The sequence below is a fragment of the Novosphingobium sp. AAP83 genome (genome assembly GCF_001295795.1).
Classification (GTDB): Bacteria; Pseudomonadota; Alphaproteobacteria; order Sphingomonadales; family Sphingomonadaceae; genus Novosphingobium.
In genome coordinates this window covers 1-21,384 of sequence record NZ_LJHY01000009.1, presented here as the reverse complement: position 1 = coordinate 21,384, position 21,384 = coordinate 1, and the positions used below count along the sequence as shown (strand labels likewise).

The 21,384-nt window shown below is 61.8% G+C and carries 21 protein-coding genes; 11 read left to right on the top strand and 10 right to left on the bottom strand.

Annotated features, from left to right (window positions below; translation table 11 throughout):
• Positions 1–8 precede the first annotated feature (8 nt).
• Positions 9–407, bottom strand: a complete 399-nt coding sequence (gene apaG / locus IP81_RS05160) for a Co2+/Mg2+ efflux protein ApaG (RefSeq protein WP_054106924.1) — start codon at positions 405–407, stop codon at positions 9–11.
• 103 nt (positions 408–510) lie between these two features.
• Here apaG and IP81_RS05155 point away from each other — a divergent pair, with 103 nt between their 5' ends.
• From IP81_RS05155 to IP81_RS05145, 3 genes are read left to right on the top strand one after another with little or no spacing between them, the layout of a single operon-like run.
• A complete protein-coding gene (locus IP81_RS05155; RefSeq protein WP_054106937.1) occupies positions 511–1,122 on the top strand; it encodes a DNA repair protein RecO in 612 nt (203 codons plus the stop codon).
• Positions 1,123–1,132: 10 nt separating this feature from the next.
• Entirely contained in the window at positions 1,133–2,191 is a 1,059-nt protein-coding gene (gene leuB, locus IP81_RS05150) for a 3-isopropylmalate dehydrogenase (protein ID WP_054106923.1), read from the top strand.
• Positions 2,192–2,205: 14 nt separating this feature from the next.
• Positions 2,206–3,330, top strand: coding sequence for a glycosyltransferase family 2 protein (locus tag IP81_RS05145; RefSeq protein ID WP_054106922.1), 1,125 nt, complete (start codon positions 2,206–2,208; stop codon positions 3,328–3,330).
• A gap of 1 nt (position 3,331) precedes the next feature.
• On the opposite strand, the gene IP81_RS05140 is transcribed toward IP81_RS05145, so the two are convergent.
• A complete protein-coding gene (locus tag IP81_RS05140) occupies positions 3,332–4,666 on the bottom strand; it encodes a phospholipid carrier-dependent glycosyltransferase (protein ID WP_054106921.1) in 1,335 nt (444 codons plus the stop codon).
• Positions 4,667–4,749: 83 nt separating this feature from the next.
• Between IP81_RS05140 and IP81_RS05135 the strand changes: the two genes are divergently transcribed.
• On the top strand, positions 4,750–5,958 hold the full coding sequence (locus tag IP81_RS05135; RefSeq protein WP_054106920.1) for a PLP-dependent aspartate aminotransferase family protein: 1,209 nt from the start codon (positions 4,750–4,752) through the stop codon (positions 5,956–5,958).
• On the opposite strand, the gene IP81_RS05130 is transcribed toward IP81_RS05135, so the two are convergent.
• From IP81_RS05130 to IP81_RS05120, 3 genes are all read right to left on the bottom strand, one after another.
• Positions 5,959–6,210, bottom strand: a complete 252-nt coding sequence (locus IP81_RS05130) for an accessory factor UbiK family protein (protein WP_054106919.1) — start codon at positions 6,208–6,210, stop codon at positions 5,959–5,961.
• A 64-nt stretch (positions 6,211–6,274) separates the two neighbouring features.
• Positions 6,275–6,829, bottom strand: a complete 555-nt coding sequence (locus IP81_RS05125) for a TspO/MBR family protein (protein WP_054106918.1) — start codon at positions 6,827–6,829, stop codon at positions 6,275–6,277.
• A 121-nt stretch (positions 6,830–6,950) separates the two neighbouring features.
• A complete protein-coding gene (locus IP81_RS05120) occupies positions 6,951–7,733 on the bottom strand; it encodes a TlyA family RNA methyltransferase (RefSeq protein ID WP_054106936.1) in 783 nt (260 codons plus the stop codon).
• Here IP81_RS05120 and IP81_RS19540 point away from each other — a divergent pair.
• The 3 genes from IP81_RS19540 (at position 7,732) to IP81_RS05105 (ending at position 10,811) form a co-directional block, all read left to right on the top strand.
• Complete coding sequence (locus IP81_RS19540; RefSeq protein WP_082355988.1) at positions 7,732–8,292, top strand: hypothetical protein; 561 nt, start codon at positions 7,732–7,734, stop codon at positions 8,290–8,292. The genes IP81_RS05120 and IP81_RS19540 overlap by 2 nt on opposite strands.
• Positions 8,293–8,700: 408 nt before the next feature.
• Entirely contained in the window at positions 8,701–9,801 is a 1,101-nt protein-coding gene (locus IP81_RS05110; protein ID WP_054106916.1) for a branched-chain amino acid aminotransferase, read from the top strand.
• Between the two features lie 101 nt (positions 9,802–9,902).
• Positions 9,903–10,811 (top strand): SDR family NAD(P)-dependent oxidoreductase, encoded by a 909-nt coding sequence (locus tag IP81_RS05105; protein WP_054106915.1) that lies wholly within the window; start codon positions 9,903–9,905, stop codon positions 10,809–10,811.
• A gap of 39 nt (positions 10,812–10,850) precedes the next feature.
• Here IP81_RS05105 and IP81_RS05100 read toward each other — a convergent pair whose 3' ends face one another.
• The 4 genes from IP81_RS05100 to argH are packed head-to-tail and all read right to left on the bottom strand — an operon-like array spanning position 10,851 to position 14,552.
• Positions 10,851–11,624 (bottom strand): bifunctional precorrin-2 dehydrogenase/sirohydrochlorin ferrochelatase, encoded by a 774-nt coding sequence (locus tag IP81_RS05100; protein WP_054106914.1) that lies wholly within the window; start codon positions 11,622–11,624, stop codon positions 10,851–10,853.
• A gap of 1 nt (position 11,625) precedes the next feature.
• Positions 11,626–12,885, bottom strand: a complete 1,260-nt coding sequence (lysA, locus tag IP81_RS05095) for a diaminopimelate decarboxylase (protein WP_054106913.1) — start codon at positions 12,883–12,885, stop codon at positions 11,626–11,628.
• A gap of 9 nt (positions 12,886–12,894) precedes the next feature.
• Complete coding sequence (locus tag IP81_RS05090; protein ID WP_054106912.1) at positions 12,895–13,146, bottom strand: hypothetical protein; 252 nt, start codon at positions 13,144–13,146, stop codon at positions 12,895–12,897.
• Positions 13,143–14,552, bottom strand: coding sequence for an argininosuccinate lyase (gene argH / locus IP81_RS05085; protein ID WP_231626236.1), 1,410 nt, complete (start codon positions 14,550–14,552; stop codon positions 13,143–13,145). The genes IP81_RS05090 and argH overlap by 4 nt, the downstream gene beginning before the upstream one ends.
• 190 nt (positions 14,553–14,742) lie before the next feature.
• Here argH and IP81_RS21220 point away from each other — a divergent pair, with 190 nt between their 5' ends.
• The 4 genes from IP81_RS21220 to IP81_RS05065 all read left to right on the top strand — a co-directional run bounded on the left by IP81_RS21220 (position 14,743) and on the right by IP81_RS05065 (position 20,117).
• Positions 14,743–15,156, top strand: a complete 414-nt coding sequence (locus IP81_RS21220; RefSeq protein ID WP_231626234.1) for a TlpA disulfide reductase family protein — start codon at positions 14,743–14,745, stop codon at positions 15,154–15,156.
• Positions 15,157–15,660: 504 nt separating this feature from the next.
• Positions 15,661–16,800 (top strand): phosphoserine transaminase, encoded by a 1,140-nt coding sequence (locus IP81_RS05075; RefSeq protein WP_054106909.1) that lies wholly within the window; start codon positions 15,661–15,663, stop codon positions 16,798–16,800.
• A gap of 156 nt (positions 16,801–16,956) precedes the next feature.
• Positions 16,957–18,543, top strand: coding sequence for a phosphoglycerate dehydrogenase (serA, locus tag IP81_RS05070; protein WP_054106908.1), 1,587 nt, complete (start codon positions 16,957–16,959; stop codon positions 18,541–18,543).
• Between the two features lie 455 nt (positions 18,544–18,998).
• Complete coding sequence (locus IP81_RS05065) at positions 18,999–20,117, top strand: ATP phosphoribosyltransferase regulatory subunit (RefSeq protein ID WP_054106907.1); 1,119 nt, start codon at positions 18,999–19,001, stop codon at positions 20,115–20,117.
• A gap of 149 nt (positions 20,118–20,266) precedes the next feature.
• On the opposite strand, the gene IP81_RS05060 is transcribed toward IP81_RS05065, so the two are convergent.
• Complete coding sequence (locus IP81_RS05060) at positions 20,267–20,995, bottom strand: hypothetical protein (RefSeq protein WP_054106906.1); 729 nt, start codon at positions 20,993–20,995, stop codon at positions 20,267–20,269.
• Positions 20,996–21,384: the final 389 nt, after the last annotated feature.

Here is a 21,384-nt window from a genome sequence, read left to right as displayed (position 1 = left end):
GGCTTGCGTTAGTTTGCAGGAGCCGGAGCCGCCAGAGGAAAGAACGGTATCGCCACATCAAACAGCCCGCCGTCGGCGCGCTGCATTGTGTAATGCCCCTCCATACTGCCATGATGGGTGCCAAGCGGACACCCTGAAACGTAATCGTGTGATTGACCGGGCTTGAGCACAGGCTGTTCGCCCACCACCCCTTCGCCGTCGACAAAATTGATCAAACCGCGCCCGTCAGTAATCCGCCAGTGGCGCGAGATGAGTTGCACCGGCTGGTCCGATTCGTTCTCAATCCGGATGTGATAAACCCAGAACCATTTGCCCGCATCCACGCGCGATTGTTCAGGCAGGAAATTCACGGCGACGCGAACTGTCACCCCGTCCGTGATTGCGGCATGCTGGAAGAGCTGCTTCATGTTCTTTAAACTAACGCAGAATGCCGCATGTTCCAACGATCTTATGTAACTTTAAGCGATATTGCCCGGGCGGGCATAAACGCGCAAAGACTTGGGCCCAGAAATGTTGATCCGCGCCCCCGCCATTCTTTGTGCTTCACGACCCCACGGTGAAACGGGGGCCATCGTGCGTCTGCTCACGGCCGACCATGGCCTTGCGGCTGCCTATGTGGCTGGCGCGCGGGGCCGGGAGTTGCGGCCTTTGCTGATCCCGGGCAATCTGCTTGAGGTTGAAGTGCGCGCACGCACTGCCTCGCAACTGCCCTCGGCGCGATTGGAATTGGTCTCCAGCCGTGGCCCCTGGCTTTCCGAACCCCTGCCCAGTGCAGGGATCGGCTGGGCCTGTGCGCTGACCGCGGCCTGCCTGCCCGAAGGCCATTCCTATCCCCCACTGTATCAAGGCCTTGGCGCTTTGCTCGATGCCATTTGTCATGCGCCATCGGCGCGGGGTTGGGCGCGGGTGCTGGCCGGATACGAAGTGCTGCTGCTGCGCGAAGTGGGTTATGGCGCCACCCCTGCCCCGCCACCAGAGGAGCCATGGCCCGATTTGCTGTCCCGGCTGGAACGGCAGGGCAAAGCAATCGGCAACCGTTTGCTTGCCGAACGGGCGGGCGATGTTATGGGGGCCCGCGCGATTCTGCTGGATCGGCTGCGGCGCATAAGCGAGACGGGCTAAGGGGTTTTTCATGAAGATTGCGGTTCTGCCAGGCGATGGCATCGGTCCTGAAGTAACGGCACAGGCGGTGCGCGTGATCGAGGCTCTCGGCATCGACGGCATCGAAATGACATCTGGCTTGGTCGGCGGCGTTGCCTACAAGGCGCACGGCCACCCGCTTCCGCCCGAAACACTGGCTATCGCGCAGGCGTCGGACGGCATCCTGTTCGGCGCGGTGGGCGATCCCGATTGCGATTCGCTCGAACGCCACTTGCGGCCCGAACAGGCCATCCTTGGCCTGCGCAAGGCGTTGACCCTTTTCGCCAACTTGCGCCCCGCCAAAGTCTTCGCCGGGCTTGAAGGCCATTCAGCATTGCGCCCCGAAGTGGCGGGCGCAATCGACATGGTAATCGTGCGCGAGCTCAACGGCGATGTCTACTTCGGCGAAAAAGGCTTCCGCACCGCCGCCAATGGTGACCGCGAAGGCTATGACGTGATGTCCTACTCGACAAGCGAAGTGCGCCGCATCGCCCGCGTCGCTTTCCGCACCGCGATGGGCCGCGCCAAGCGTTTATGTTCAGTAGATAAAGCGAACGTGCTGGAAACCAGCCAGCTTTGGCGCGATGTCGTGATCGAAGTGGCCAAGGAATACCCCGAAGTCGCGCTCGAACACATGTATGTCGATAACGCCGCGATGCAGCTCGTCCGCGCGCCGGGCAAGTTCGATGTGGTCCTCACCGGCAACCTCTTCGGCGATATCCTGTCCGATCAGGCCTCGATGTGCGTTGGCTCGATCGGCCTGCTCGCCTCGGCATCTTTGGGGGAGCGCGCAACGGAATTCGGCACCTTCGGCCTTTATGAACCGATCCACGGTTCTGCCCCCGACATCGCCGGACAAGGCCTTGCCAACCCGATGGCAACAATTCTTTCTGCCGCCATGCTGCTGCGCCATTCACTGGGCCTTTCGGTAGAAGCTGACCGGATCGAAGCCGCCGTTGCCAAGACTTTGGCCGATGGTGTTCTGGGCCGTGACCTTGGCGGAACCGCGGGAACGACAGAAGTTGGTGACGCGGTGCTCGCAAGGCTCTAAGGGCCGCAACGCATATGCTACAACTCGCCGTCATCCTTCCGACCTATCGCGAACGGGCCAACATCGCGCCCATGGTCGCGCGTCTCGATGCAGCGCTGCAAGGCGTCGCTTGGGAAGCGATCTTCGTGGACGACAACAGCCCCGATGGCACCGCCGATGAAGCGCGCCGCATATCGCTCGAAGATCCGCGCATCCGCGTGATTGAACGCATCGGGCGGCGCGGGCTTGCCTCTGCCGCTATCGAAGGCATGTGCGCCACCGCAGCCCCCATCGTGGCGGTGATGGACGCGGATCAGCAGCACGATCCTGCACTACTGCCGCAAATGCTGGCAGTGGTTGAAAGCGGCGAATATGACCTTGCCTATGCCTCGCGCTTTGCCGAAGGGGCCAGCACCGAAGCGTGGGGCCGGCCTGACCGTGTCAAAGCGTCAGGCCTTGCCAACCGCATCGCCAACAAGGTCACCGGCGTCGAATTGACCGATCCGATGAGCGGCTATTTCATGATCCGCGCCGATACCTTGCGCGCCGATGCGCACCGCCTTTCGGGCGTGGGCTTCAAAATCCTGCTCGATATTCTGGCGACCGTCGACCAGCCGCTCAAAGTCAAGGAATTCCCCCTCCACTTCGCCGCACGTACCGAGGGCGAAAGCAAACTGGATCAGACCGTCGTGTTCGAATTCCTCGTGGGCCTTTACGACAAGTGGCTTGGCCGCATCATCCCGACGCGCTTTGCCTTGTTCGGCACCGTCGGCGCGATGGGCGTCGCCGTGCAATTGGGCGCGCTATGGGTGCTGCTCAAACTGATCGCGGGCGAACGCTTCGTCTATGGCAACTGGTCGGAAAGCGCGACATTCAACACCGCAAACACCTTTGCCGCGATCATCGCAATGACGTTCAACTTCATCCTGAACAACGAGCTTACCTATTCCGACAAGCGTCTACGCGGCTTCGGCCCGATCATGCGCGGCTGGGCACAATTCGGCCTCACCTGCTCGCTCGGCCTGCTAACCAACGTGGGCTCTGCCGCCGTTCTCAAGACCATCGGATTCCCCGCCGTGATCGCGGTGATCGTCGGCATCGTGCTCGGCTCGGTCTGGAACTTCGCGCTGTCCTCACGCTTCGTCTGGGGCAAGTACTGAGTTACTTCCAGCTATCCATCCAGGTGTAATCCAGGAACGAATTGGTCCTCGGCAGTTCCGCTGCCGAGATGATCGGGTAAAAGCCAATGGCCACGCCAAAGGCCAGCACCAGCGAGACTTTGGCAGGCCAGCGCAGGCCCAAATCCCACCATTCGCCAAGCACCAGCGCCAAAGCCGCGATCAGGAAGCAACTGGCGAGCATGTAGTGGTAGTAGAACTGTATCGGCTTGCCATTGATCGCCCAAAAGCCGACCAGCAGGATATAGGCCGCCACAACCAGCAGACGCAGGCGCGCGCCCGTCCCTTCGCGCCCCTTGATCCCGTCCCACAGGCAAAGCGCCAGTGCCGGTAATCCCGCCAGCATCGTGAACGGATTGCCCAGCATCAAAACGCCGCGCTGCGCACCGTCAATGTTTTCATAGAGGAACCAGATCGGGCGGATATTGGCCACCCATTGCCACCATTGGCTCATGTAATTGTGCGGCTTTTTCACGCTGTCCTGAAGCTGGAGCATATACTCCTGCCACGAGATCAGCCGGTCCACCGTCAGCGGATCAACCTTGTAATAGAACGCGGGCAAGAACGTGGCGAAATAGGCCAGCAGCGGCAGAACGCCCAGCCACAGCGCCGCCTCGATCAAGGAAACACCGGCCACCGGCCCCGCCCCGGACGACGCCCATAGCAGGCCAAACCGGCGGCCTTTGAGCGCCTGCCAGCGGTTCAGCGCAAACAGCAATCCTGGCAGCGGCACCAGCAGCGCGCCGTTCCATTTCCCACCCAGCGACAGGCCCAGGAACAGGCCCGTCAACACCAGATGGCCCCGCGCCGCCCACAGTGTGCCCGAAGGATTGCGCCACGCCAGCGCCCATTGCCACATCGCCAGCGCCATGAATCCGGCCATCGCCATATCAAGCAGCGCAATTCGCGACATCATGAACCAGATGAAATCGGTCGCCAGCAGCAGCCCGAACAGCACGGTGGCAGAGCGCGAAAGGCTCGCCCACCACATCGCCCGCATCATCGCCCATAGGCCAATACTGCCCAGCACGGCAGACGGGAAACGCCAGCCGAGGGGATTATCGCCAAAAAGCTGCATCGACCACGCAATCAACTGCTTGCCGACCAAGGGGTGTTCCGGATTGAGCCGCGCGGTCAGATCGATCAACCGGCGCGCGGCGGGCAGATAGTGGATTTCATCGAACATCGGGGTCGATGGAATGCCAAGCCGGTGCATCACCAGCAGAAAAAATGCCGCCGCGATAATCGCACAACGCCTTGCGGGGTCACGCTGAGCAGGGCGGAAATGGTCGATAGGGGGAAGCGTGAAGGCTGTCATGCCTGCGCACGAATAGGCGCAGGGCACAAAGTGCGCAATCCCGCCGCTTGCGCGTCATCCTTCAGGAAACTAAGGCAGGGGTCATGAAACGCACCACTGGTCAAGACCGCTCGATCACCCGCAACTGGCGCCCTGCAACGCAAGCCATCCGTGGCGGCACGTGGCGTTCGGAAATGGGCGAAACGTCCGAAGCCCTGTTCCTCACCTCGGGCTTTGCTTACGACAATGCCGCCACGGTCGCCGCGCGCTTTGCCGGGGAAGCCGAGGGCATGACCTATTCGCGCCTGCAAAACCCCACCGTGCAGATGCTGGAAGAACGCATCGCGCTGATGGAAGGGGCCGAGGCGTGCCGCACGCAAGCCACCGGCATGGCCGCAATGACCACCGCGCTGCTCTGCCAGCTTTCCGCAGGCGATCACATCGTTGCCGCAAAGGCAGCGTTCGGTTCATGCCGCTGGCTGGTCGATAACCTGCTGCCGCGCTTCGGCATCGAAGGCACGACGATTGACGCGTCGGACAATGCGGCATGGGAAGCGGCGATCCGCCCCAACACCAAAGTGTTCTTCTTCGAAAGCCCCGCCAATCCGACGATGGACATTGTCGATCTGGAATTTGTCTGTGCGCTCGCCAAGCGGCACGGCATCACCACCGTGGTGGACAATGCCTTTGCCACCGCCGCCTTGCAGCGCCCAATGGATTTCGGCGCCGATGTCGTTGCCTATTCCGCAACCAAGATGATGGACGGCCAGGGCCGCGTGATGGCAGGCGCTGTCTGCGGATCGGCAGATTTCATCAACAATGTGCTGCTGCCGTTCCAGCGCAACACCGGACCGAACATCGCCGCGTTCAACGCTTGGGTCGTGCTCAAGGGGCTGGAAACGCTCGACTTGCGCATTCACCGGCAGAGCGAGAATGCCATGAAGGTGGCAAGCTTCATCGAACCGCGCGTGCCGCGCCTGCTCTATCCGTGGCTGCCCAGCCACCCGCAGTATGATCTGGCGAAAAAGCAGATGAAGGCAGGCGGCACGATCCTGTCGTTCCATCTCGATGGCGGGCTGGAACAGGCGCATGCCCTGCTCGATGCGCTCGAACTGATCGATATCTCGAATAATATCGGCGATTCGCGCAGCCTTATGTGCCATCCGGCATCAACCACGCACTATGGCGTTGGCCCCGAAACCCGCGCCGATATGGGCGTTGGCGAAGGCATGCTGCGCCTGAACGTCGGACTGGAAGATCCCGATGATCTGATCGAGGATCTGGATCAGGCGCTGCGCAAAGCCGGACTCTAATCAGTCCGGTTTCGCTGCCGCTTCCAGCGCGGCAATGCGTGCCTTAAGGTTTTCCACCTCTTCGCGCGCGGCAGAGGCGAGGTCTTTGACCGCGTCAAATTCTTCGCGGCTGACGAAATCCATGCCGCCGAACATTTCCTTGGCCTTTTCACGGGCGGTTTCGCTGGCTTCGCGGCCCATGCCTGCAATCGTGCCGGCGGCGCTGTTGAGCAGCTTGACGAAGTCGGCGATCACTGGATTTTCGCTTTGCATGGCACGTTCCTGCGTGGAGTTGACTAAACCGCTATGTGGGCAGCCGATCGCCCGCCCGCAAGGGTCAAATCTCTACGCGCACGGTGCTTGATGAACCAAATGCACCATCGGCTTCAGGATTGAGACGCCCGATCTCGGAACTGAGAGCGCAGGCGACACATATCCACGCCAGATAAGGCAAAAGCAGCATTCCTGCGACAGGGCGGATGCGCCAGAACAGCACCGTCGTTATCAGCGTGGCCACACCCATCGCCACGGCAACCCAGAACGCGGCGGAAATCAGGTGCATCCCGAAGAACACCGGCGACCATGAGAAGTTCAGCGCGATCTGGATCACGAAGGCGACAACCGCCAGCCCCCTGCCCATAGCGCCACGCGCCGACAAAATCATCGCCAGCGAAACGCCCATCAAAACATAAAGGACGCCCCAGACAATCGGGAAGGCCATCGCTGGCGGATAGAACACCGGCTTGACCAGATTATCGAACCACGGATCGCCCGGCCCGCCACCGGCCACCCGTGTCGAAAAGAACCCAAGCACAAACAAGAGCGGCACAGTAAACAAAGACCAGCGCAAAAGGCTGGCCCGCAGTTGGCCGGAAGAAGCAAGGTAGTTCATGTCACCCGTACGCTAAGCGCCCCAGCGCGATTCGCGTTCGATATTGACGGGGGAAAAGGCCCTGCGCAATGTGCACTGAAACGATAAGCAATCTTATTTTCAGGCAAGACCTGCGAAAAAATCAACTTCTCGTCGCAGATATAAGGAATTCGACGTTGCCTTCAGGGCCTGTGATCGGGCTTGGCACCACGCCTTGCACCGTCCAGCCTTCACTCTCCAGCCAGTCGCGGACGCCATCGCACACACGTTCATGCAAGACCGGATCGCGCACCACGCCACCTTTGCCCACTTCGCCCCGGCCTACCTCAAACTGCGGTTTGATCAGCGCAACCAGCCGCGTTGGGCGGGTTGCGAGCGCCAGCGGCACCTCCAGAACCTTGCGCAAAGCAATAAAGCTGGCATCGCACACCACCCACGTTGCAGGGCGGTCGATGTGCTGCGCGGTCAGCACGCGGGCGCTGGTCTGTTCATAAACCGTGACGCGATCATCCTGCCGCAATTTCCACGCCAACTGGTTTGTGCCCGAATCAACCGCATAGACATGAACTGCCCCATTTTGGAGCAAGACGTCGGTAAATCCTCCGGTGGAACTGCCAATATCCATCGCAACCACGCCCGCCGGGTCCAGCGCGAACACGTCAATCGCGTGCGCCAGCTTGATCCCCCCGCGCGAAACCCACGGGTGATCGCGTCCGCGCACCTCCAGCGCCGCCTCACGCGGAAGGGGCTGCCCCGCCTTGGCAATCTTGGTTTCGCCAGAGAACACCAGCCCCGCCAGGATCAGCGCCTGCGCGCGGGCGCGGCTTTCGGCAAGGCCGCGCTCGACCAGCAATTGGTCAACGCGCAGTTTCGATTTGGGGCTATGGGTTGAGGTCACGCGATGTTCCTTCCATAGTTGTCCCATGAAAATCAATTGCGCATCTGCGATCACCAAGGCTTTTTCCTGTGCAGCGTGTCTGCTGGTTGCCGCCTGTTCGGCCCCGCCAGTGGCACCGCCGCCCCCGCCGCCGCCCGTGCCACGGCCCGCAGCGCCCCTTGCGCCGCCGCCGCCGTCGCCATCGCCGCCGCCAGCCGCTTTCAAAGAATGGCGCGATGCCCCGCAAACGCCGGGAGACTGGCGCTATGCGCAGCGTGAGCAAGGCAGCGTCGCGCAATTCGGCACGGTCTTCATGCTCGCCTGCAACCGCGCAAGCGGCACCGTATCGCTGATCCGCAGCGGCGCATCGGCGGTTTCCCTGCCAATGTCGATTGTCACCTCAAGCCAGATTCGCGCCCTGTCGGCAGAGCCCGCGCCACAAGAGCAGCCGCAATTGATCGCCACCGTCCGCACCACAGACTCGTTGCTCGATGCCATCGCATTCAGCAGGGGCCGGTTTGCGGTCGAGGTGAACGGCTTGTCCACGCTCTATCTGCCCGCGTGGGCGGAAATCGGCCGGGTGATCGAGGATTGCCGCAGCCGTTAGGGCGGTTCGCCTGTGCAGTTGCGAAGGCGGGATACTGACGCCAAAAAAAATGAATTCAAGTCTTGTTGTTCGGCTCCGAATGAATCACATTGGGTGCAAGGCCAACGGGGTTTGAACCGGGGTCCAGTCATCCGGAAGGGTGGCGCATTATGGCTCAACAGCGCGAAAGGAGGTGATCCGATGTCTCATGGTTCAGCACAGAGGTCGGTACAGTCCCGCGCGAAGCATTATCGCTGAGTTTCGATTAAGCGATAGAGGCTTCGTGGGCGGCACTTCCGGCCGCTGACCATGCGAAGGGCCGCCCGGATCGACCGGTGCGGCCCTTCACATTTATTACATAACGCTTGCCATCTGCGCAACAATCGTTCAACCGCGCTTTCTTAACTTTTGCGCAAGGACCGATTTCCCATGGCGACGACCGCCGATTCCAGCCTGACATTCGCCCACACACCCCATCCGGCCCCCACGGCTGTTGATGTGCGGAATGCCGTGCTGGCCGATCCGGGCTTCGGTCGTGCCTTCACCGATCATATGGTCGAGATCGATTATACCGAAGGAACAGGCTGGCACGATGCCCGCGTCGTCCCTTATGGCCCGATCCCGCTCGATCCTGCCGCTGCCGTCCTGCACTATGCGCAGGAAATCTTCGAAGGCCTCAAAGCCTATCGTGACGCAGACGGCGGCATCGCCCTGTTCCGGCCCGAAGCCAATGCCGAACGCTTCAACGCCTCGGCCCGCCGCCTCGCCATGCCTGAACTACCCGAGAGCCTGTTCATCGAAGCGGTGTGCCAGCAAGTCCTCGCCGACAAGGACTGGTTCCCCAGCGTCGAGGGCGGATCGATGTATCTGCGCCCTTTCATGTTCGCCAGCGAAGCCTTCCTCGGCGTGCGTCCGGCCAAGCAATACAAGTTCCTCGTCATTGCCAGTCCCGCCGGAAACTATTTCAAATCAGGCGCACCTGCCGTTTCGATCTGGGTCAGCGATTATACCCGCGCGGCTCCGGGCGGCACCGGCGCGGCCAAGTGCGGCGGCAATTATGCCGCCAGCCTTGTCCCCACCGCCGAAGCCTTTGCGCGCGGCCACGATCAGGTCCTGTTCCTCGATGCGGCTGAGCACAAGTGGGTTGAAGAACTCGGCGGCATGAACCTGTTCTTCGTGTTCGATGATGGCTCGATCCTCACCCCCGAACTCACCGGCACGATCCTGCCCGGCATCACCCGCTCGAGCCTGCTGCAATTGGCCCGCGAAGAAGGCCTGACAGTGCGCGAAGGCCGCTACAGCCTTGACCAGTGGCAGGCCGATGCCGCCTCGGGGAAGCTGCTTGAAACCTTCGCCTGCGGCACCGCAGCGGTCGTCACCCCCGTCGGAAAAGTCGCCAGCCAGACCGGCGAATTTTCCATCGGATCGGGCGGCCCCGGCCAGTTGACGCAGAAGCTGCGCCAGAAGCTAGTCGGAATCCAGCGCGGCGAAATTGCCGATACCCACGGCTGGGTAAAGCGCATCGCTTAAGCGGAGTTGCCTTGCGCTGCGGCGCATGGCATCGCACAATCCACCTTAAGCGACCGGCCATCTTAATCGATCCGTCAGCCCGCCCTGGGGAGTTGTGTGGCATGAGCATTTCCTTCGAAGGCCGCGTGGCCATTGTCACCGGCGCTGGCGGCGGAATTGGCCGCGCCTATGCGCTTGAACTGGCACGGCGCGGGGCAAAGGTCGTGGTCAACGATCTGGGCGGCGCGCGCGATGGCAGCGGCCATTCCGATGCCGCGCTCAAAGTGGTCGAAGAAATCGAAGCCTTGGGCGGCGAGGCCATGTCCAATGGCGGTTCGGTCACCGAATTTGACCAGATGGCCGAAATGGTCGCCCGCGCCAAAGAGCGCTGGGGCGGCGTCCACGTGCTGATCAACAACGCGGGCATCCTGCGCGACAAAAGCTTCACCAAGATGGACCCGGCCGATTTTGAAATGGTCGTGAAAGTCCACCTGATCGGCTCGGCCTTCGCCACCAAGGCCTGCTGGGATACGATGCGCGAGCAGAACTATGGCCGCATCCTGATGACCGCGTCCTCCTCGGGCCTGTTCGGCAACTTCGGCCAGGCCAATTATGGCGCGGCCAAGCTCGGCGTCGCAGGCCTCACCAAAACGCTCTACCTTGAAGGCGCAAAGAACAACATCAGGGTCAACTCGCTCGCCCCCGTCGCCGCCACGCGCATGACGGAGGACATCTTCCCCGAAGAAGCCTTCAAGCTATTCAACCCCGAGAGCGTCGTCCCCGCCGCCCTGTTCCTCGTCTCGGAAGACGCCCCCACCAACGCCATCGTCGGCGCAGGCGCAGGCGCCTACCACTCTGCATGGGTCACGATGAACAAGGGCGTGTTGTTGCCCCCCGCAGAACAAACCGTCGAAGGCTTCGCGGCGAATTGGGACAAGATCCGCGACCGCACCGGCGACTTCGTGCCCCGCTCAGGACCAGAGCAGAGCCAAGTGATCATCGGCCAATTGCAAGCGGCGATGAAGGGGTAATCCCTGACCTCCGTTCGTGTCGAGCGTAGGTCAGCGCGATCAGGCGAGCTTGAGAACCACCACAATCCCGCCCTCAGGCACCTCACCCCCCGCCAGCACGCGCACCGCATCGGCCCGCGCGCGCGACAATATCTCCGGCGCAACGCCAGCATCATGCACCACCACATCCGCCTGCCCCAGTAGCCTCGCAGTGCGCAAGGTCAGGTCTTCGGGATCGTTCGACGTCAGCACAATCTCGAACCGGCCTGATTGCCCCTCCGCGCCTGATGCCAGCCAAGCGCCAACCCGTGCGTCGCTGCCTGCGCAGAACAGGTCGAGTTCTCCACCCTCGTCCAACGCCGCATCCAGCGCGCGCCTGCGATCCGCCACCGAAGACCACCGCGCCCGCATCCCCTCGCGCGCCTCTTCCAGCGCGCGGGCCAAGGCGCCCAGCCCTTGCGGTAACAATCGCTCCAGCCGCAGCCGCAAAATCTTCGCCAAGCCCGCCGATGCCCCGCCCGTGCCCACCGCGATCAGCACAGGGTCGCGGTCAAGGATCGAGGGCGTGGTGAAATCGCACAGTTCGGGCCGGTCAACCACGTTGACCAGCAGCCCCGCACAGCGCAGCCGGATCGCATCGCCTTGCGCCATATCGGGGTTGTCATGCGCGATGAAGGCCAGCCGCGCGCCCGCGTCGATGCCCTCGGCCATGTCGCGCACGATCTTGCCGCCCGCGCGCTCGATAAGGCGCTGCTTGGCCTCTGCCGCATCCCCCTCGCCCAGCAGAATGACCGGCTGTCCCGCAATGCGGTGAAAGAGGGGGAGCGACTGCATTTTACTTGAGGAAGTCTGGCAGGCGTTCCGCCGCAAGGATCGTGGCCGGATCGATCCGGTCTGCCACCACCGCCCACTTGCCCCCATCCACCATCACTTCAGGCACCAAGGGCCGCGAGTTATAGGTGTTGGCCATCGTCGCGCCATAAGCGCCCGCCGTGCGGAACACCGCCAGATCGCCGCGCTCGACCGTATCGATCGTGCGCGCCATCGCAAACGTGTCAGAGCTTTCGCAAATCGGGCCGACGATGTTGGCGACGAAGGTCTCGCCCTTCGGCTCCACTGCTGCAAAATCGTGCCAGGCATCGTACATCGCAGGGCGCGCCAGATCGTTCATCGCGGCATCGACCACAACCCAGGGCGAACTCGCCCCTTCCTTCACGCGGATCACTTGCGTCACCAGCACACCGGTATTGCCGGTGATCACGCGGCCGGGTTCAAACATCAGCGTCACGCCCCAATCGGCGGTCACTTTGGCGATCATCGCGGCATATTCGGCAGGCTGCGGGAACACTTCGCCCGCCTTGTAAGGCACGCCCACGCCGCCGCCCAAGTCCATATGCGTCACCGCATGGCCGCTCGCCCGGATGCTCTGCAGCAGCCCGCCCACTTTGGTGAAGGCGGCCTCCAACGGATCAAGCGAGGACAACTGGCTGCCGATGTGCAGCGCCAACCCGCGCATGTTCAGCCCCGGCGTCTGCGCCAGCCGCGCATAAATGGCGGCAGCACGGTCAAACGGCACGCCGAACTTGTTTTCCGCCTTGCCGGTGGAAATCTTGCCATGCGTCCCGGCATCGACATCAGGATTGACGCGCAGCGCCGCCGAGGCGACCTTGCCCATCGAAACCGCGATGGCGGCCAATTCCAGCCCTTCTTCCTCGCTCTCAAGGTTGAACTGGCCGATCCCCGCTTCAATCCCGCGCCGCATTTCGGCCTCGGTCTTGCCCACGCCGGAAAACACGATGCCATCGGGCAGCATACCCGCCGCCAGCGCGCGCTCCATCTCGCCGCCCGAGACAACGTCCGCGCCATAGCCTTCCGCCGCCAGCACTTTGAGAACCGACAGGTTAGGGTTGGATTTCACCGCAAAGGCGATCTTCACTGACGGCAAAATGCCCAGCGCATCGCGAAACACGCGGGCATGGCGCGTCAAAGTCGCGCGCGAATAGACATAGACGGGCGTGCCCACTTCAGCCGCAATTGCTGGCAAGGGCACGTCTTCAGCGTGGAGCACGCCGTTGTTCAATTCAAAATGGTCCATCGGAAATTCTCAGTTTTCGGGTGGCAGGTCGAAAGGATCGTCTTCGCGATCCTGCGAGCGGCGGCGCGGCTCGACATTGCGCGCAGGGGCTGCCTGCGCGGGAGGTTTTAGCAAGTCATCCGCCCCGGGCTGAACCTCCCGGCCATAGGGGATCGGCGGCGAGGTCTGATCGGGTGCAAGCTTCAACTCGGCACGATTGCCGCATCCCGCCAGCGCGAGCGCGGCAAAGCCAGTCAGCAATAAAGAGCGCCGGACGTTCAAGCCGATTCCTCCAGCCCCAGCGCCACACGCGCCTCGGCCACTCGCTTCCTTACCTCGTTTGGCGCGGTTCCGCCATGGCTCGCGCGCGAGGCGACGCTGGCATCGACCGAAAGCGCGGCATAAACGCGATCATCGATCCGCGCGTCGATGGCCTGCAAGTCCTCAAGCGGCAATTGATCAAGCGCAACGCCCCGGCTTTCCGCCAGTTTCACCGCGCTGCCGGTAATGTGGTGCGCTTCGCGGAACGGGATGTTGGCCTGGCGCACCAGCCAATCGGCAAGGTCCGTCGCCGTGGCATAGCCCAGTTCCGCCGCCGCGCGCATGCGTTCGGTGCGGAACTTGGCCTCTGCCACCATGCCCGTCATCGCGGCGATCGACAGCGCCAGCAGCGAGGCGGCTTCAAACACCGGCGGCTTATCATCCTGCATGTCCTTTGAGTACGCCAGCGGCAGGCCCTTCATCGTAATCATCAGCGCGGTCAGGCAACCGACGATCCGCCCCGAATGGCCGCGCACCAGTTCTGCCGCATCGGGGTTCTTCTTTTGCGGCATGATCGAGCTGCCGGTCGAAAGGCTATCGGGCAGCGTCACAAAGCCGAACGGCTGGCTCGCCCAGATGATGAACTCCTCGGCCAGCCGCGAAAGGTGCAACGAACATTGCGCAGCGGCCATCAGGTAATCCAGCGCGAAATCGCGGTCTGATACCGAATCAAGACTGTTGTCGGTCGGACCATCAAAACCCAGCGCCTTGGCCGTTCGCTCGCGGTCAATCGGAAAGCCCGTGCCCGCCAGCGCCGCTGCGCCCAAGGGGCTGCGGTTCATCCGCACGCGCGCATCGGCAAAGCGCGAACGGTCACGCCCCGCCATCTCGTAATAGGCCATCAGGTGATGCCCCAGCGTCACCGGCTGCGCGGTTTGCAGGTGGGTAAAGCCCGGCATGATCGAATCAGCATGTTCGCCCGCACGTGTCACCAGCGCGATCTGCAATTGCTTCAGGCCCAATTCGGCTTGATCCATCGCATCGCGCACCCACAGGCGGAAATCGGTCGCCACCTGATCGTTGCGGCTGCGCGCGGTGTGCAGCCGCCCCGCCACCGGCCCGATCAATTCGGCCAACCGGCTTTCGGTGGTCATGTGAATGTCTTCAAGGTCCCAGTTTTCGGGGACTCCGTTCAACTCATACTCCGACGCGACGCTATCCAGCCCCTCGGCAATCTGCGCCGCATCTTCGTGCGAAACGATGCCTTGCACAGCCAGCATGTCCACATGGGCCTTTGACGCGGCGATATCTTGCCGCCACAGCGCCTTGTCAAAGGGAATCGAGGCGTTAATCTCACGCATGATGGCCGAAGGGCCGCTTGCGAAACGCCCGCCCCACATTTGGTTGGAGCCTGAATTGCCGCTCATCTCGTTCCGTTCGCCCATATTGCTGTTGGTCTCGGCGCTCGCCGCTGCGGGGTGCGATAGGCAAGCTGCGCCCGACTCGCAACCGCAGAGCAGTGCCACAGCGTCGGAAAGTTCTGCGGAAAGTTCTGCGGAAGGTTCGGCCGAGGGCGAATTCAACGGCACTTTGGACATCGCATCACGCGGCAAAGAGATGCCCGATTTCACCGTGACCGACCCTTCGGGCAAGGCGCTTAAGCTGCGTGACCTCAAGGGCACGCCCGTCCTCGTGAACTTGTGGGCGACATGGTGCGGGCCCTGCGTGCTGGAAATGCCGATGCTCGACAAGATGGGCGTTGCCTATGAAGGCAAGCTGCGCGTCCTCACCGTTTCGCAAGACATGGGCGGCAACAACAAGGTCGCGCAGTTCTTCACAGAACGGAGGTTTGCAAAGCTGGAACCATGGCTGGACCCGGACAACAACCTCGGCTTCTTCTACGAAACCGGCATGCTACCCACGACCGTTTTGTATGATTCACAAGGTAAGGAAGTGTGGCGCATGATCGGCGCACATGATTGGTCCAGCGCCCGCACGACGGCGATGCTGGCGGAGACGGTGGGGAAGTAGAAGGGCCCACCCCCAACCCCTCCCGCAAGCGGTAGTGGGGAAACAAGTAAGCGGAAATGAACAAGAACCCACTCCCGCTTGCGGGAGGGGAGTGAGACTTAGTGAGCCTTTAGGCGAACTTAGTCGCAACGGGGTGGGCATTCCGACGCTGCGAACACACGCTTCAAAGTTTCACGCAGAGACGCAGAGAAGAAGTAGAGACGCAGAGATGTCGTCCCGGACCGCAAGGTCTCTCAAAAATCCGGCATCACACCAATCGCAACGTCCCGAACCGCATACGGCTTCGCCGCCGCCCCTCCGCGTCTCCCCTTCTTCTCTGCGCCTCTGCGTGAACTCACCCTTCCCGCTTGCGGCAGGTGTCGAGGGTGGACACTGCACAACGCCTGCCCCCCCCTCACCAAAGCACAGTACCCATCACGATTGACAATCCCGGCCACCTCTCTAGAGCGGTCAGCGGGCCACGCGGTCCCAACGCCGCGCGTGCTCTCTGTAAGGAGAGACTACATGACTGTTGGTTACCCGGCACGCAAACCTGCGCGCCCTTTCTTCTCGTCCGGACCTTGCGCAAAGCCGCCGGGTTACTCCCCCGAAAAACTCGCCACCGAATCGCTGGGCCGGTCACACCGCGCCAAGATCGGCAAGACGCGTTTGCAGTACAGCATCGATCTGATGCGCGAAGTGCTGCAACTGCCTGATACGCACCGCATCGGCATTGTCCCCGGTTCTGATACCGGCGCGTTCGAAATGGCGATGTGGACGATGCTGGGCGCACGCCCCGTCACCACGCTGGCTTGGGAATCGTTCGGCGAAGGTTGGGTGACCGACGCGGTCAAGCAACTCAAGATCGACCCGACCATCCTGCGCGCCGATTACGGCCAGATCCCCGATCTGAACGCGATTGACTGGTCGAATGACGTGCTGTTCACATGGAACGGCACCACCTCGGGCGTCCGCGTCCCCAGTGCCGATTTCATCCCTGCCGATCGCGAAGGCCTGTCCTTTGCCGATGCCACTTCGGCAGTGTTCGCCTATGACATCGATTGGTCGAAGATCGACGTTGCCACCTTCTCATGGCAGAAGGTTCTGGGCGGCGAAGGCGGCCACGGCGTCATCATCCTCGGCCCCCGCGCGGTCGAACGGCTGGAAAGCTATACCCCTGCATGGCCCCTGCCCAAGGTGTTCCGCCTTGTTTCGAAAGGCAAGCTGACCGAGGGCGTGTTCAAGGGCGAAACCATCAACACCCCGTCGATGCTCGCCGTCGAAGACGCCATCTTCGCGCTCGAATGGGCCAAGGGTCTTGGCGGGCTGAAGGGCCTGCAGGCGCGCAGTGATGCCAATGCCGCAGCGCTGGGCAAGATCGTCGATGAACGCCCATGGCTTTCGCACTTGTGCGCCGATGAAGCGACCCGGTCGAAAACCTCGGTCTGCCTCTCGGTCGAAGGCGCGGATGCAGACTTCATCAAGAAGTTCGCCGCCCTGCTCGAAAAGGCCGATGCGGCCTATGACATCGCCGGTTACCGCGATGCCCCCGCAGGCCTGCGCATCTGGTGTGGCGCAACCGTCAACGCCGAGGACATTGTTGACCTCGGCCCTTGGCTTGATTGGGCATATGCCACGGTCAAGGCCGAACTGGCCGCCGCCTAACCAACCTCAAATGGCGTCACCCCGGACTTGATCCGGGGTCCCGCTACACCCCCAATTCGTCATCCCCGCGAAGGCGGGGATCCAGTTTCAACCTCACGCCCACACGCGACGCCGGGAATGAATCCCGCTTGTCGCCGGAATGACGAGGAATAGATCATGACCAAGCCAAAAGTACTCATCTCCGACAAGATGGACCCCAACGCCGCCCGCATTTTCACCGAAATGGGCTGCGATGTTGACGTGATCACCGGCGAAACGCCTGAACAGCTGATCGCGCGCATCGGCGAATATGATGGCCTCGCCATCCGCTCGTCCACCAAGGTGACCAAGGAAATCCTTGCCGCTGCCACCAACCTCAAGGTCATCGGCCGCGCCGGGATCGGCGTGGACAACGTCGATATTCCGGCGGCTTCCGCACAGGGCGTGGTCGTGATGAACACCCCGTTCGGCAATTCGATCACCACCGCCGAACATGCCATCGCGCTGATGTTCGCCCTTGCCCGCCAGATCCCTGAAGCCAACGCACAGACGCAGGCTGGCACGTGGCCCAAGAACGGCTTCATGGGCATTGAAGTCACCGGCAAGACGCTCGGCCTGATCGGCGCAGGCAACATCGGCTCGATCGTCGCCAGCCGCGCGCTGGGCCTGCGTATGAAAGTCGTGGCGTTCGATCCGTTCCTCACGCCCGAACGCGCCATCGAAATGGGCGTGGAAAAGGCCGATCTCGATACGCTGCTCGCCAAGGCTGATTTCATCACGCTGCACACGCCGCTAACCGACCAGACCCGCAACATCCTTTCGGCGGAAAACCTCGCCAAAACCAAGAAGGGCGTCCGCATCATCAACTGCGCGCGCGGCGGCCTGATCGATGAAGTGGCCCTCAAGGCCGCGCTTGATTCCGGGCAGGTTGCAGGCGCAGCGCTCGACGTGTTCGAAGTGGAACCTGCCAAGGAATCGCCGCTGTTCGGCACGCCAAACTTCATCTGCACCCCGCATCTGGGCGCTTCCACCAATGAAGCGCAAGTCAACGTGGCGCTGCAAGTGGCTGAACAGATGGCTGATTTCCTCGTTACCGGCGGCGTCACCAACGCGCTCAACATGCCATCGCTTTCGGCAGAAGAAGCGCCAAAGCTGAAGCCTTACATGGCGCTGGCCGAAAGCCTCGGCAGCCTCGTCGGCCAATTGGCGCACGATAACCTGACCAAGATCTCGATCGAAGTCGAAGGTGCCGCAGCCCAGCTTAACCAGAAGCCCATCACCGCCGCCGTTCTGGCCGGTTTGATGAAGCAGTATTCGCAGACCGTGAACATGGTCAACGCACCGTTCCTCGCCAAGGAACGCGGGCTGGACGTGCGCGAAGTGCGCCATGATCGCGAAGGCGAATACCGCACGCTGGTGCGCGTCACCGTCAGCACCAGCCAAGGCGAACGTTCGGTTGCGGGCACGCTGTTCGGCAACGGCCAGCCGCGTCTGGTCGAAATCTTCGGCATCGGCATCGAAGCCGATCTGGCCGGTGACATGCTCTACATCGTCAATTCCGACGCGCCGGGCTTCATCGGTCGCATCGGCACGCTGCTGGGTGAAAACAGCATCAACATCGGCACCTTCCACCTTGGCCGCCGCGATGCCGGTGGCGAAGCCGTGCTGCTGCTCTCGCTCGACACCCCCGTGCCGCAGGACGTGCTCAAGCAAGCTGGCGCCCTTGCCGGCGTCCGCACGATCAAGGCCCTGAAGTTCGTCTAATTTTGCCAGGTTGAATGCCCACCCCCTCCCGCTTGCGGGAGGGGAGCGAGACTTAGGCTTGCACAGCAAGTCTTAGTCGCAGCGGGGTGGGCACTCCAACGCTGCAAAGTTTCACGCAGAGACGCAGAGAAGAAGGCGGGACGCAGAGATGTCGTCCCGGACCGCATGGTCCCCCGAAAATCCGGCCTGGCACCAACCGCAACGCCCCGAGCCGCAAACGGCTTCGCCGACCAACGCTCCCCCTCCGCGTCTCCCCTTCTTCTCCGCGCCTCTGCGTGAAACCCTCCTCCCCCTTCGGCAAACGCAAGGTAAGCGGAAGGGGCGCAGATGTTGGCCGTCACCTTCCCCCCTCCCGCATGCGGGAGGGGTCGGGGGTCGGCACTCCCCACCTAACACCCAAAAACCCCCACACCAATGTTCGACACACCGCAAATTCCCCGCTAAGGGCGCGCGTCATGGATACCAGCGACCCCGATCTGCTGCCGGAAGGCCTCGAAGACCGTTTGCCGCGCGATGCGGCCACTGCCACGCGCGTGATGCGCGCCATTCATGGCACGATGCACGGCCACGGCTATGATCGCGTCATGCCCCCCTCGATTGAATTCGAACGCAGCTTTGCCGCGCGCATGGCGGGCATCCAGAGCCGCCGCATGTTCCGCTTTGTCGATCCGCTTTCGCTGCGGATGATGGCGCTGCGCAGTGACTACACACCGCAGATCGGCCGCCTTGCCGAAACCCGCCTTGCCGAAGCGCCGCGCCCCTTGCGCCTGTGCTATGCGGGGCAAGTCGTCACGATCAAGCCCGATGGCTTGAACCCCGCGCGTGAAAAGCTGCAATGCGGGGCCGAACTCGTCGGCGCAGACAATGTCGCCGCCGCCGCCGAAGCAGTCGCACTGGCGATTGAAGCTTTGCAGGCCGCAGGCGCAAGCGGCGTCAGCGTCGATTTCACCCTGCCCGATCTGGTCGATACGCTGGCCGAAAAGGCCCTGCCGCTCGATCCTTCGCAAATCGAAGCCGTCCGCCGCGAACTCGATACCAAGGACGCAGGCGGCCTGCGCGATGTAGGGGGCGAGGCTTACGTACCGCTGCTCTATGCCACCGGCGAATTCGATAGCGCCATCGAGAAACTGGCCGCCATCGATGCAGGCGGAGCCCTCGCCAGCCGCATCAAGGCCCTGCGCGAAATCGCCGCCAGCCTGAACGGCATGGCCCGCCTGACGCTCGACCCCAGCGAGCGCCACGGCTTTGAATACCAGACATGGTTCGGCTTCACCCTCTATGCCGAAGGCGTGCGCGGCCCCGTAGGACGTGGCGGCACCTTTCGCATCGCCGGATCAGGAGCAGGCGAACCCGCCACCGGCTTCTCGCTCTACCCCGACGCCCTGATCGACCTCCTCGCCGCCCACGAACCCGCCGAAGACCGCGTGTTCCTGCCACTCGGCCACAACCGCAATGAAGCCGCACGCCTGCGCTCGATAGGCTGGCGCACGGTTGCTGCTTTGACGGATGCGGATAGCGCCGAAGCGCTGGGCTGCACGCATGTGCTGGGAGCTAGCGGGCCAGAGAAGGCCTGAACAACCGCCGCAATCCTCCCTGTTTTTCCGAAGGACAAACGGAGAGGTGGCATTCGCGCCAGCGAATGACGGAGGGGCTCTGCTTGCAGCCGGAATTAGGTATACTGTCCTCGGAATTGGGCAGTTTCACCGTTGTTTTTCAGCATAACTTAAAGGCGGTCTTTCGCCATTTCTTTTTCATCGGTCATGGTTGCTTTTACCGTCTCGATCATCGCGTTGAAGTTCTCGGCGGAGTGATAGTTAATCGAAATCATGGCCCGCTGGTCTCCCGTCCCACCGCAAGCCTGCAACTGCGTCCGGTAGATCGACCATTGTAAGTCATTGAGCGAGCGGGTTATTGCGTTTCCATTGTAGTTAATTGATGGCCGAGCGATTGTTAGGATTTCGACGGTAACATGGACTGTAGTTACTCCGTTGGTCAGGGCTGTGTAGAGACTCCCCCGCCGACCGTTTAGGTGGTCCAGTTCGGCTTGGATAAAAGCGCCCTTATCCTTTTGTTCGAAACCTTCGTGTGCGACGTTAGGATACTTTGCGCGTAACGCATCAGTCAACGAAGCATAGCGAGTGAAAGCGGTATTTCGGCATGTTTGCCCTGTAGAGAGCTTTACAAATTTCAATTTTCCAGCATTGAAAACTGGATTGATCTGGTAAGCATCCCCAAGAATCTCGTAGCCTGCACCCACAAGGTTTATGTCCACATCAGGCTCTTTCCCGGCCTTAATTGATCGCTTAACCTTGATCTTGGAAACCTCGGGAAGTTTCCCGAGCTTTTCAGCTACGATTTCTGGACTGTCTCCGAGAATAAGCTCATTCCAGAGCGGTGCGACATTGCCGATGTCGTTTGGGGTGAGCATGGCAGCAAACACTAGAAACAACATTCGCGGGAGACTCCGTCGGGATTACAAATAAGTAAAGCACTACAAAGTGCCAAAACTCTATGAAATTATGTCCTAAACAATGGTGACAAGTGCAAAAACCCCTGAATAGCCATTCAACCAATTCAACAAAAGCCCCAAAAAACCACCACCCCACTTCTCGTCGCCCCGTGCTTGACACGGGGCTTGGCTACCTTTCGACCTCGCCATCCCGCGCTTCCACCGCCGGATACCACTGGTCCCACAGGTCCAGCCAATCGGGATTGTCCGCCTCTACCAGCGCGAATTTCCATTCCCGGCGCCACTTTTTGACCAGCTGGACACCCGCAAAAACTAATGGAGTTTCGGCGTCGATGGTGATTCATTGATGGAGAACGATCATGGAGAGCCGT